This is a genomic window from Commensalibacter nepenthis (assembly GCF_029953305.1).
Lineage (GTDB): Bacteria > Pseudomonadota > Alphaproteobacteria > Acetobacterales > Acetobacteraceae > Commensalibacter > Commensalibacter nepenthis.
Genome location: NZ_JASBAN010000001.1, coordinates 41,189 through 54,197, shown reverse-complemented (window position 1 = coordinate 54,197; position 13,009 = coordinate 41,189). Strand labels below are relative to the sequence as shown.

The 13,009-nt window shown below is 32.4% G+C and carries 14 protein-coding genes; 12 read left to right on the top strand and 2 right to left on the bottom strand.

The annotated features are described in order from the left end of the window. Positions 1–8: 8 nt before the first annotated feature. The 5 genes from QJV33_RS00290 (at position 9) to QJV33_RS00270 (ending at position 7,434) form a co-directional block, all read left to right on the top strand. Positions 9–1,718, top strand: coding sequence for an OmpA family protein (locus tag QJV33_RS00290; RefSeq protein WP_281461433.1), 1,710 nt, complete (start codon positions 9–11; stop codon positions 1,716–1,718). A 27-nt stretch (positions 1,719–1,745) separates the two neighbouring features. Then, the gene (locus QJV33_RS00285) at positions 1,746–2,237 is read left to right on the top strand and encodes an Hcp family type VI secretion system effector (RefSeq protein ID WP_281461432.1); all 492 of its coding nucleotides are present in this window, start codon (positions 1,746–1,748) and stop codon (positions 2,235–2,237) included. A gap of 132 nt (positions 2,238–2,369) precedes the next feature. After that, the gene (gene tssH, locus QJV33_RS00280) at positions 2,370–5,150 is read left to right on the top strand and encodes a type VI secretion system ATPase TssH (protein WP_281461431.1); all 2,781 of its coding nucleotides are present in this window, start codon (positions 2,370–2,372) and stop codon (positions 5,148–5,150) included. A 113-nt stretch (positions 5,151–5,263) separates the two neighbouring features. Beyond that, positions 5,264–6,907 carry a PAAR domain-containing protein gene (locus QJV33_RS00275; RefSeq protein WP_281461430.1) on the top strand — a complete coding sequence of 548 codons (1,644 nt, stop codon included), beginning with the start codon at positions 5,264–5,266 and terminating at the stop codon, positions 6,905–6,907. Positions 6,908–6,963: 56 nt separating this feature from the next. Then, positions 6,964–7,434, top strand: a complete 471-nt coding sequence (locus QJV33_RS00270; RefSeq protein WP_281461429.1) for a hypothetical protein — start codon at positions 6,964–6,966, stop codon at positions 7,432–7,434. Between the two features lie 101 nt (positions 7,435–7,535). Here QJV33_RS00270 and QJV33_RS00265 read toward each other — a convergent pair whose 3' ends face one another. After that, positions 7,536–8,180 (bottom strand): recombinase family protein, encoded by a 645-nt coding sequence (locus tag QJV33_RS00265; protein ID WP_281461428.1) that lies wholly within the window; start codon positions 8,178–8,180, stop codon positions 7,536–7,538. A 359-nt stretch (positions 8,181–8,539) separates the two neighbouring features. Between QJV33_RS00265 and QJV33_RS00260 the strand changes: the two genes are divergently transcribed. The 4 genes from QJV33_RS00260 (at position 8,540) to QJV33_RS00245 (ending at position 10,594) form a co-directional block, all read left to right on the top strand. Further along, the gene (locus QJV33_RS00260) at positions 8,540–8,938 is read left to right on the top strand and encodes a hypothetical protein (RefSeq protein WP_281461427.1); all 399 of its coding nucleotides are present in this window, start codon (positions 8,540–8,542) and stop codon (positions 8,936–8,938) included. Between the two features lie 71 nt (positions 8,939–9,009). Beyond that, positions 9,010–9,240 (top strand): antitoxin VbhA family protein, encoded by a 231-nt coding sequence (locus QJV33_RS00255; protein ID WP_281461426.1) that lies wholly within the window; start codon positions 9,010–9,012, stop codon positions 9,238–9,240. Between the two features lie 34 nt (positions 9,241–9,274). Continuing rightward, entirely contained in the window at positions 9,275–9,973 is a 699-nt protein-coding gene (locus tag QJV33_RS00250; protein ID WP_281461425.1) for a Fic/DOC family protein, read from the top strand. Positions 9,974–10,294: 321 nt separating this feature from the next. Next, positions 10,295–10,594, top strand: a complete 300-nt coding sequence (locus QJV33_RS00245) for a hypothetical protein (RefSeq protein ID WP_281461424.1) — start codon at positions 10,295–10,297, stop codon at positions 10,592–10,594. 48 nt (positions 10,595–10,642) lie between these two features. On the opposite strand, the gene QJV33_RS00240 is transcribed toward QJV33_RS00245, so the two are convergent. Beyond that, complete coding sequence (locus QJV33_RS00240; protein ID WP_281461423.1) at positions 10,643–11,089, bottom strand: hypothetical protein; 447 nt, start codon at positions 11,087–11,089, stop codon at positions 10,643–10,645. Between the two features lie 279 nt (positions 11,090–11,368). Here QJV33_RS00240 and QJV33_RS00235 point away from each other — a divergent pair, with 279 nt between their 5' ends. The 3 genes from QJV33_RS00235 (at position 11,369) to QJV33_RS00225 (ending at position 12,786) form a co-directional block, all read left to right on the top strand. Next, the gene (locus QJV33_RS00235; RefSeq protein WP_281461422.1) at positions 11,369–11,746 is read left to right on the top strand and encodes a hypothetical protein; all 378 of its coding nucleotides are present in this window, start codon (positions 11,369–11,371) and stop codon (positions 11,744–11,746) included. A gap of 110 nt (positions 11,747–11,856) precedes the next feature. Then, positions 11,857–12,060, top strand: a complete 204-nt coding sequence (locus QJV33_RS00230) for an antitoxin VbhA family protein (protein ID WP_281461421.1) — start codon at positions 11,857–11,859, stop codon at positions 12,058–12,060. Positions 12,061–12,081: 21 nt separating this feature from the next. Continuing rightward, a complete protein-coding gene (locus QJV33_RS00225; protein ID WP_281461420.1) occupies positions 12,082–12,786 on the top strand; it encodes a Fic/DOC family protein in 705 nt (234 codons plus the stop codon). Positions 12,787–13,009 lie beyond the last annotated feature (223 nt).

Genomic DNA, 13,009 nt, shown 5'->3' with positions numbered 1-13,009 from the left:
GCTTAAAGGTGAGTACCACCTTAAAACGTATATTATGGCTTCTAGCTTGTTTGTTGATAAGTATTTTTTGCTTTATTTTTGTTATCAATAATAAAGTGCTGTTGGCTGCGTTATTAATTTTTTGTTTAGTTGTTGCGATTATATCTTGGATTAAGTTAGGAAAAATTTCGCGCAACTTACAAAGTAGTAACAAACTGAATGATATCATTGATAAACTGCCATCTCCAGCCTATCGTCAACCCATTATACTAGCTTATAAAAATAGTGAACAAAGCCTATTTGATATTAGCGATCGTACTCGACAAACAGACCATGGATTTTATATTTTTGTAAACAATCTTAATGAAATTGATGATGTCGTAGAAGCTCTTTTAATAGAACGGCCAAGTTGGCATAATCAAATTAGCACATTAATGATTACTCTTGCTGAGCAGCAAAGTGACAAGGCTGCTCTTATGGGGCAATTACATGAATATTTTTATCAAATAAGTCGTGTTAAAAAACTTACTAAATCCAATATTAGCTCTTTAGTTGTAACATGTTTAGATGGTGTTCAAAGTCCTTGGTTTGAAATGGTTGCTCTTGATAAAAAATTAACTGTTTGGACAAACGGTCAAACACCAGTTCATTATAAAGATTGGATTTTAAATGGCCAAGATTCAGAAAAAAGAAAAAGACTATTTCAAATCTTACATATTAATGCTTGGCTACAATGGTTCAACCACAATGTTGTTCAAGAATATATTAATAACGAACCAGACTATATGTATGTTCCACCTACTTCAATAGGAATGATTTTTACCTCTGTAGAGGTTAAAGATAATAATTTATGGGAACAATGGGTAAAAGAAACAATTAGCCTTCCTAGAGTTGATCGATCTGTCGATAAAGAGAATACGATTTTGTTGCCAAATTTTATGATTCGTTTATTGCCCCATCAATCAGGCTATCATCCTATTACCAAGGCTATTACGTATGCTATAGGATTGGCTTGTATTTTCTTAGGAAGCTCTTTTTTAGGGGCATACATTAATAATAAACATTTATTAAGATCTATTAGTCACGATATTAATCGTTTTTATCAAATACCTGATGCTAAAGAGGGGGATAAAAAAGATGCTTTTATTCAATTACAAAAAGATGCAGCACTTTTAGATCAGTATTATCGGGATGGTACTCCTTTATATTTAGATATGGGTTTATATATGGGTGAGGCAATTATGCCTCCCTTGTTGAAGGCTATTAACAGTTATAACCCTCCTAAATTTGTTCCATCATCAGTGTCTCCTAAACCAGAAGGACTTATTAATTTTGATAGTATGGCACTATTTGATGTTGGAAAATCAGTTTTAAAACCTGGATCAACAAAAATATTAATTAAAGCATTATTACAAATAAAAGCGAAACCAGGATGGTTAATTCTTATTACTGGACATACAGATTCCACAGGTAATGAAGAATTAAACCAACAGTTATCAAGAGAAAGAGCAGAGGCTGTTCAAAATTGGATGGTACAAAATAGTGATATTCCATCTACTTGCTTTGCCGTTCAAGGTGAAGGTTCCAAACAGCCTATTGCCGATAATTCAACTGATGCGGGGCGAGCAGCTAATCGCAGAGTTGAAGTTCGCTTGATCCCAGATAAATCGTCTGCATGTCGAGTAATATCTAGAGGATCAAGCGATCAAAAAGCGTCACTTAATCAAGGTGACAAATAACTATATAGTGAATTAAGGAGTAATAAAATGGCTATACCTTTATATTTATGGCTAAAAGATGATGGTGGAGCTGATATTAAAGGATCAGTTAACGTTCAAAAACGTGAGGGCAGTATTGAAGTTGTTGCTTTTGATCACAATGTATATATTCCAACCGATAATAATACAGGTAAATTAACAGGCACTCGTACTCATAAACCTGTTATTTTTAGAAAAGAAGTTGATTCTTCTACGCCATATTTATACAAAGCTGTTACTACAGGTCAAACTTTAAAATCAGCTGAGTTTAAATGGTATCGTATTAATGATGCAGGTCAAGAAGTTGAATATTTCAACACTAAATTAGAGACGGTAAAATTGGTTCGTGTATCTCCATTAATGTATGATATTAAAGATCCTTCCAAAGAAAAACATAACCATTTGGAAGAAATCGAACTCCGTTATAAAAAAATTACTTGGACGTTTAAAGACGGAAATATTATTCACTCTGATGATTGGGATGAGCGTCCACAATCTTAATAATCATTACATAATTTAAATTATGAATGATTAAAGTGCTGTTATATTATTTTTTTAATATAACAGCACTTTTATACCCTCAAAAAACTTATGAATTTTTAATAACATTTTATAATGATGAGAGATTATTAAATGGACAACTCTACAGCTTCTTTATTACGCCGTTTAAATCCATATTGTGCCAAAGCCCTAGAGGCAGCGGCATCTCTTTGTCAAACAAGAGCTCATGCAGAAATTACAATAGAGCATTGGTTATTAAAATTATTAGAAGAAGGTGAAGGCGATATTACGGTTATTGCTAGGCGTTATGAATGGGATTTAGAAGAGTTATGGAGAAATCTTCTTTCTTATCTTGATGGTTTATCACATTCAATCCAAACACGTCCTCAATTATCCAAAGAATTTATATCATTATTACAGGCATCGTGGCTTATTGCTTCATTAGAAGAAAATACCGAGAGTATTCGTTCTTGCCATATTTTGCAGGCCTTAATGAATCAACCTGAATGGTTAAGAGCTTCTGGAACATGGCCTTTATTAAGCTTAAGGGCGATACAATTACAACGTTTACGCCCCTTGTTGGATGAGCATTCTGATGAACGTGATGAGATACAAAATAAAGCTGCACTGAATTCTGTTTCTTCTCCTACAGAGACATTAGAGAAAACAAAAAAAACAACGAGTAAAACAAAAACCTCTGAAGATGATGCTTACCAACAAATTTTAGATAAATTTACAACCGATGTCACAAGAAATGCCAAAGAGGGAAAAATAGATCCTATTTTTGGCAGAGATAATGAAATTCGCCAAATGGTTGATATTTTAACGCGTAGACGTAAAAATAATCCTATTTTGGTAGGAGAGCCCGGTGTTGGTAAAACAGCTCTTGTTGAAGGTTTGGCTCTACGAATTGCAGAAGGAAATGTTCCAACAGCTTTAAAAAATGTAAGTTTACGAACACTTGATATTGGATTATTACAAGCAGGCGCTGGTGTTAAAGGTGAATTTGAACAACGATTAAAAAATATTATTGAAGCTGTTCAGCGTTCATCTAACCCTGTTCTATTATTTATTGATGAAGCGCACACAATTATTGGTGCAGGAAACCAAGCTGGTGGCTCTGATGCTGCTAATTTATTAAAACCTGCTTTGGCAAGGGGTGAGCTGAGAACAATTGCTGCAACAACATGGTCAGAATATAAGCAATATTTTGAAAAAGATGCTGCTTTAGAAAGACGCTTTCAGATTGTTAAAGTAGACGAACCAAACGACGAGCAAGCTTGTCTAATGCTACGTGGATTAAAAGAACATTATATGAAATATCACAATGTTCATATTCAAGACCCAGCTGTTAAAGCTGCGGTTACTTTATCAAGACGTTATTTGACAGGTCGGCAACTTCCAGACAAGGCCGTTGATTTGCTGGATACAGCCAGTGCTAGGGTGCGTATGAGCTTAGATACGCTTCCTGAGATTATTGTGCAAATCAAAGCTAAAATTGCAGCTTATGATTTGGAATATAAAGCTATTGAGAATGATTTTCAATTTTCTTCTGAGACTTGTCACGAACGTTTAGGAGAAATAAATCAACAAAAAAGATTATTACAAGATCAGTTAAAAGATCTGATCTCTCAGTTTGAAAAAGAAAAAGAAACTATTCAAAAGATTATTAACTTACGCCAAAAGAAAATAACTCATGAAAGTAAAAAACAAGAAATTTTTTCTTTACAAGGGGAAAGTATTAACGGCGACAAAAAATCTACTGAAGATCAGAATATAATTGAACAAAAAATTCAAAGCTTAATGCAAGAAATGAGCGAAACGAATACAGATAAACAAGAAATTATTCATCTTCAACAAAAACTTATAACAGTTCAAAATGATAATCCTTTAATTTCTCTTGATGTAACAGAATATATGGTTGCTACAGTCATTGCGGATTGGACTGGCATTCCCCTAAGCAGCCTTTTAAAGGATGAGCAAACCAATCTGTTGGAGCTAGAAGCTACTCTTGGGAAATCTATAATAGGCCAAGAGCACGCTTTGAATGAGATAGCCAAAAAAATTCGTGCTGCAAAAACAGGACTAACTTCTGATAAAGGTCCATTAGGGGTATTTTTACTTGTTGGTCCCAGTGGCGTTGGTAAGACAGAGACTGCTTTGACATTATCTAATATGTTATTTGCAGGTGAAAAATCACTGATTACAATTAATCTGTCAGAATACCAAGAAGCTCACACTGTATCACAATTAAAGGGTTCCCCTCCAGGTTATGTGGGATATGGTCAAGGAGGAGTTTTAACAGAAGCAGTTCGTAAAAATCCTTATAGTATTGTTTTGTTGGATGAAGTTGAAAAAGCGCATAAGGATGTTCTAAATCTTTTTTATCAAGTCTTTGATCGTGGTTTTATGAGGGATGGTGAAGGACGTGAAGTTGATTTTAGGAACTGTGTTATTCTCATGACTTCTAATTTAGGCAGTGAACATATGATGACACTGCTTGATGAACAACCAGAAGCAACCATCTCTGAATTACACGAATTAATCCGTCCTATTTTAAAAAATCATTTCCAAGCAGCATTATTGGCTCGTTTTCAAACAATTATTTATCGTCCGTTATCTGCTATGGCAATGCGACAAATTGTTGAAATTAAATTTAAAGAGGTCATTAAACGTTTGATGACCCACTATAAAATAGAATGCGTTATTCAAGATAGCCTATATGATATGATTGTAGAAGCTTGCTTGTTACCAGATACAGGGGCAAGGAATATCGATAGCCTGTTAGATCAACAAATCCTGCCTATTTTATCCCAAAACCTATTACAGCAACTGGCTGACAAGAAAAAAATATCCTCTGTTTCATTGGAGTATAATGATGAAGAGGGAATTATGATGTCGTTTAATAGTTAAGTAGAACATATTAAGGTGTAATAATTACAGTTACATCTTAATAATGGCTTTTTTTATATTGTTTTTTTATGATAATGAAATATTTGTAACATTAATATTGACAGGTTTTTAAAATGGCAAAACCATTAATCCGCCTTGGAGATATGACCACACATGGTGGTAAAGTTATTAATGGATTTACGGATTATACAATCCAGGGAATTCCTGTGGCTGGGGTTGGACATATGACGGTTTGCCCTTTGTGCAAAGGGGCATTTCCTATTATACAAGGATATAATGGATTAACAGTCAATGGCATTCCTGTTGCTTTAAATGGACACTCAACCGCTTGCGGGGCAAAACTTATTGCTTCTCAAATGGAAGAGGTTGTTGATGAAGGTGGAGGGGGATCAATTGCTGCGGCTTCTGCAACAGCTCAAATTCCACAACAAATTGATTATATGGCTGGAAAAGGTGAAGGTGGTGAAAATCATGTCGGTGAAGTTGGTGATCATCCTTTTACGGACTTACAAAAGGCTATTGGTTCAGATGCATTCGCTTTAATAAATAAATCAGAGACAGCAAAAAAACAGATTGAAGAATTAAAAAATAGTGGATGGAAAATACTAATTGTTAAAGAGGGGGGGTGTTATTGTAATTCAACAGAAAAAATTATTCATTTAAGTACATCTCATATGGCTACAAAAGAACTCGCTGTTCAAACGCTAGCACATGAAATGGGGCATGCTATTGCTGGTATGAATCCAAATGCAAAAGAATTTGTTTTCTTAAGCCAAACTGAGGAAGATTTTATAAAATATCAATATGAAAAATATGGTAGTGAAGGGGATGCTGTTATCAATAATGCAATAATAAAACAAGAAATTTTAAGCGCAACATCTGAAAACCGTATAGATATTGGCGTAAGTGGAGCAGAAAATAAAAAAATAGCAGAGTTGCTAGAAAAATTATCAAAAGAGCATAATGAAGTTAGTAATAAGGATCGCCGACAACTTGCCAAAAAACTTAGTAAAGAATATACACAATCACAACCATCTGGAAGTAAAATAGATGGGACAACTTATACTGATGATTATAGAAGATATTATAGAAAAAAATCACATTATCAAAATCTATATGAAGAAAAAGAACAGGAGAGAGGAAAAAAACTTGCTGAATTTGAGGACTTTGTCAATCAAAATAATGCTTTAAGAGAGCAAAGGACAACATTAATATCACAAAGCGATTCATTCAAACAAAACTATTATTCATTAATAAATGAAAATAATTTATTAAGAGCAAAATTGGCTAATGCAAATAAAGAAAATCAAGAAAATCAAGAAAAAATAAAAGCTCAAATTAAAAAGAATCAAGAAGAAATGGAGAATATAAAAAATCAAATAGGAGCTATATCATCTGAATTACAAACAAAAAACGCTCAAATTGAAAAGAATCAAGAAGAAATGGAGAATATAAATTGTGAAATAGATAATATAAAATCTCAACAAAAAATAATACAGGATGAGTTTAAAGAAAATAATGGTGTATATAATAAAATAGATGATGAAATAGATCAACATATTATACAAAGACAAAAGCAGGCTACAAAAGAAACTATAGAAAAATCATCTCTTACCTCCGAGGAAGCAAAATTACTACAACCACGCCCTCCAGCAGGTCATAGACCAACCCTCTCAGCAAGGCCACTACCTAAATCCTCAACAATAAAATCTACTTCTTCAGGCATTGTGTTGCCACCCATTTCAAAAAGAAAATAATATTTACTATTTATAAAATATTAATAATGTTAAATACATACACTCTGGATGAAAAAATGCATACACTCCCATACCTTTCTTATACTTGGTTACAGCTAATTGATATTTTGCCAAAACCTATGCCAACTGATTTGAAGACAATACAGCAAATCTTTCAAAATAGTGTCAAAGTGACTAGTCATGGTTCTGTTGTTTTTTACAAAGTAAATTCTGTTCGTACCACAGATAATATCGTGATAGATCATATTGATATTCGTTCGGCCTATAAAAATCCCGATGTTATTAATTTTATTTCTTTAAATTTATCTGAAGATCAATGCGTCCAAGCCGATGAAACACAAAATAAGTTCAATATCCATATGCCCACTGATCCTATTATCCCTTTTCATGATGATAAACTGACCCAAGCAGATCTTGATAATATTCCTGTTTATTATCAAGCAAAAGTAGAATGGGGTGTTTTTGCCCTTAGTATTAAAAATAAACGACCCAATTGTATAAATAGTATCGTGTTACGCACTTTTTAAAATCTAATTTTTTCTAAAATACAACTTTCTCAATTATTGAGGTGTTTTTCAATAAAATTAGAAAACTCTTTTTCTCTTTGATATCAAATCTTTTTTGTTTCTTATTTTTTTATTACGAATAGGTCTTTCTTATAATGAGCCAGTATTTTACATACATTTGAATAGCAATATCCTGTAGTTTGGCATATTTCCTTTAGGGTCAACCCACGTTTTTTTAAAGAAATTACTTGTTGATGACGCTCTAAATCTGGTTGTTTACCCTTATATTTGCCATTTTTTATACCACGTTCAATTCCTTGTCTTTGTCGCTCTTTTCTTGTTATCCAATCTTTTCGAGACATAGCAGCCATCAAATCAATAAACATGTTGTTTACAGCATTCAAAATTGCCTTAGCAATTGGATCATTATTAGTGATATTTTTATCTAGAGCCTGCCATGAGGTAGGTATGTCAAGACTTACAATTTTTAAATTAAGATTACTTATTTGTTTTTTGAGTTGTGTCCAATCATCATCGTTTAATCGTGTTAGGCGATCTATTTGTTCGATTAATAAAATATCATTTGCTTGACTATCATTTAATAGTCTTGTTAGCTCTATACGATTTAATTGGGTACCGCTGGCATTTTCAATATAGTAGCTAGCGATTTTATGATCTCGCTCTTCTATAAACTGTCTAAGCATGCCTTTTGCACGATCTGCATTTTGATCTTTTGTTGAAGCCCTCAAATATGCTCGAATAAACATTATTTAAAAATACCTTTAAAAAATCTATTATAGACTACTTAAAATAGACAGTCTATTATAGATTATATATTTATTCTAAAATAGATGAATTTCAATAGTCTATTTTGAGTATACCCAAAATAGATATTTATTTAATGGCCGTCATTATTATCCTTTTTGATTATGTCATCTTATATCATGTGATTGCATAAACCTCTTACGATCTATTTTGCCCTTATTGGCTTTTTGTGACGTTTAGCAAAAGAGCCGATTAAATCAAGGGAAACTTCGTTGCTTCGCACCCTTGATTTAACCTTATTCTCTTTTGCTGATAAACGCCAAGCCAATCAAGGCTTTAATAAGTTAATGGAGATTACAATATGAGTGATTTATATGATCGACTAAAGAATAAATATAGCTTGCATATAACTCATAAGGATGAATATGGATTACCCGTTGAATGTTTATTTAATAGCAAAATCGAAGCAAAAATATATTTTATAAAAGAAATATGTGATGCAAGTTTGTTAGATAATGACATAGAAGAACAATATAAGTATCTTTTAGAGCTATATGAGAATAATGATTACACTGTCTCAATTACCACATTAAAAGACTATATTAAACACTATGAAACGTATAACGATTATCGAGATAGTGACTATATAAGAGGTGAAGAATGGGGATATTTTCCTTACTACCAAAATAGAGAAAGCATGATTAGAGACCTTTTTTGTGTATCTTATCATTTGAACGAAAATATAGCATTTTCTATGTAAATAACACCATAAATCAATGGATTAATGGTAAAATATATAGTATTAATAGATGTTACATTAAGGAAATAAAAATGACTAAAGTTAAATTATCAGAAAAAGAAATAGCACATCGTTTAGATGCTCATAAAATGTCTATTGCTGATTTGCGTTTGGATGGGCTAGAGCCTTGTAAAGAACAAATAGAAGATGGTATCGCTTATGCCAAAGGAGAAATAACCGAAGAAGAACGTATAGATAGAATGGAAGCAAGACTTAAGAAAATAATTCCTCATTATAATGGAAATCCATTGAGAAATACTTAGTATTATGTTTTAAATTTTTCTAAAGTAATGGAACATGGACGATCCATATATTGATAAAAAAACAGGTCTGTTAAAAAATAATATTCAAGCTACTACGCAGAAGCAATTAGAAGCGTTTGAATTAGGATGGACTGACATCCGCGCACAAAAATTAAATGAACGCACCGTGATACATAGTAATTTTGATCTTAACTATGCAAAGGAACTCCACAAAACACTTTTTCAAGATGTTTATCCTTGGGCTGGTGAGATAAGAACGGTTGATATTCAAAAAGAAGATACTCTATTTTATCCTAATCAGAAAATTGAAGTCGCATTTGATATTCTTTCAAACGAAATTAAAAAACAAAATTATCTGCAAGGTTCTAGTCCTGATAAGTTTGCAAAGAGTGCGAGCTTATATATGGGCTTAATAAATGCAATACATCCTTTTAGAGAGGGAAACGGGCGTACTCAGCGCATGTTTATCAATGATTTAGCTAAAGTTAATGGTTATAAAATTGAGTTTGATAAAGTAAGTTCAAAAGATATGAGAGAAGCAAGTATTGCTTGTTTGAATAAAGATTTTAGTCCATTATCTAACCTCATTAAAAATAACTTGGTTAAATTGGATAAACCCTTAGAGCGCATAGACCCTACGCAATCGCTAAATAAAGCGCAACCTACAAAACAACAAAGTAAAACGGTTAAAACACTTGATAAACCAAAACAAGAGCCAGATATAGAGCGTTAATTATCCACGCAGAAATTGTAGCGTTTTATCTATTTTTATAGGGTCACTTGTAGGGTAATCAATATACTCACCTTTTTTATAGTTCATATAATTTCGTACGTACGAAGTTTTTTTCAATGAAGATAATATTTAACTCCGTATAACTCATTAACTTTATGTTCTCTCCATACTCATTGACCCTTATTGGCTTTATTTGAGTTTTAGCAAAAGGCAGGACCCATTCAAGGCAAACTTCGTTGCTTCGCATCCTTGATTGGGTCTTTGCTTCTTTTGCTTTTTATCTCGTAGCCAATAACGGCAAAATAGTTAGTGAGAGAAATTATGAATAATGATATTCCAAGTGTGTATTCAGAGTTAGATCAATTAAGGAAAGAGGTTATTCATGAGCTTATTGATAGGCTTGAATGGGTTGCTGTTGATGAATACTGGAGACCTGTATTCTTTGATAAACAATTCAATCATTATTATTTTTGTGTAAAGTTTTTATATAAAAGAAGATATGACACTGATTTTTCAAGTGTAGAAGATATTGCTTTACTTACAGAACTTAAAGAGCAATTTAAAACAGGTGAGAGATTGTTATTCGCAACTCATACAGGCTACGCAATTAATCATTTTTAGTTATGTAATTCAATACCAGGATATGATCTTGGTATTGAATTAAAAGAGTTATTTTTTTTGATATTCCAATTGATTTAGTTGATCTAGTTGAAGCATTTGTTTCTCTAATATTTTAGTAATTTGCGCTTCATCTAATCCACTTTCAACGAGGCTTTGTTTTAATCCTTCTATTCTTGATAAAAAGGCTTGTTTAGCTTGATGTACACCATCAGCGATAAATTGAGCATTTAAATCACTTTCTATCCTATAGAATTTAATGTTGGATACACAGCTATAAAACCAATCATATTTTAGAGTTAATTCTTGAATAGCTATAGTGCCATGCGCTTCACTAACATTTTCATCACCTAGATACACACTACCTTGTATGTTTTGAAAATGATGTTTTTGTAAAATCCTTTTAATATCGCTATAGGCGTTATTAGCATTATTAGAATGATAGTGTTCTTCTAAACAATCTGTATCCATATCAAATGTTATTAAATATCTACTCATTTACATACTCTTAAATAATTTTATTAGGTATAACTATAAACATTATTTTAAATCTATCAAATCATAACATAGTGTTAGATTTTATCGTATTACATTATTGGTCATATCTCATTAACTCTTTAAATCCTTTCTGGTTTTTTTTGACGTTTAGCAAAAAAAACGATTAATTCAAGGGAAACTTCGTTGCTTCATTCTTCGCACCCTTGATTTAATCTTATTCTCTTTTGCTGATAAACGCCTAGCCAATCAAGGCTTCAAAGAGTTAATAGAGGTGTCAATATGAGTGATTTATATAATCAATACAAAAATTACTACGTACTATGTGTATGGGCGGAAGTGGATTATCCTCCAGAAAAATCTCGGTTATTTTCAACTAAGGAAGAAGCACAACAAGAATTTATTATGGATATAGCCAAGGTCGGGCTTGGTTCTAATGTAGAAGCTCAATTCAGGGCTTTAAAAAAGGGTTTAAAACCAGACTTTCCCAAAGTAAAAATAATAACACTAAAAAAGGATGTTCATGACTATGAACAATACTACCCTTATGAACCTTCAGAAGAACCCTGTTGGGATGCACAAACTGGTGTTCTTCTATATTGCAGAAATAGAGAGGATTATATTTCTATAACGTATTTTGATCGGAAATTTGATGATTAGCTAAAGATTTAATTAAAACACAATGCTTTTTCTATGTAAATAACGCTATTAATCAATGGATTAATGGTAAAATATACGGTATAAATAAGTGTTACATTAAGGAAATAAAAATGATGAATAAAATATCAGAAAAAGAAAAGCAACGCCGTTTAAAAGCTCATGAAATGTCTGTGGGTAATCTACGTTTAGAAGGCTTAGAGCATTCTAAAGAACATCTTGATGACGCAAAGCTGTATATTAATGGTGAAATAACTGATGAAGAACGTTTTGCAAGAATACAAGCAAGAGTGGATAAAATAATTTCTAATAAATAGTATTTTCTAAAGTGATGGAACATGGACGATCCATATATTGATAAAAAAACAGGAATCTTAAAAAATAAAGTTAAAGCGACTACGCAAGAACAATTAAGTCAGATTGAAATAGAATATAGCGGTTATCGAATAGAAAAGTTAGCCAAATTAGATAAGGTTTATGGTAATTTTGATCTTGCACATAGCAGAGCTATTCATAAAACAATCTTTCAAGATGTTTATCCTTGGGCTGGAGAAGTTCGCAAAGTAAATATTTCTAAAGGAGATACGGCTTTTGCTCATAATGAGTTTATAGAAAGCTCATTTAATAAATTATCAAACGAATTAAAAAAAGAAAATTATCTGCGGGGCTCAAGTCCTGATAAGTTTGCAGAAAGGGCAGCTTATTATATGGGTGAAATTAATATGATACATCCTTTTAGAGAGGGAAACGGTCGCACACAACGCTTGTTTATTAATGATTTAGCCAAAGTAAATGGTTATGAAATTGATTTAAAAAAAATGGGACATGCCAAAGAAGCTATGATAGAGGCGAGCATTTCTGCGGAAGATATGGACTATGCCCCATTAACGAAATTGATTAGGGATAATTTGGTTAAACTAGATAAACCGATTGAAAGAATAGACCCCACACAAACTCTTAATAAAACTCAACCTACAAAACAACAAAGTAAAACGGTTAAAACGCTCGATAAACCAAAACAAGAGCCAGATATAGAGCGTTAATTATCCGCGCAGAAATTGTAGCGTTTTATCTAACCAACCAATCATTAGACAGTGTGTTTCTTACTTTTTAAACGCTTTACCACATCATTTATCAGGCCACTTTAACAAAGCCTGTGTTGATATTGAGTTCAGCACATTCCATCATTAGAAACAAGGCCTAGCCTTTGGTTCGGATACTTCGAAGCCTTGTTTCTAACTCATCATGCGCTTGTTGAACTCATAA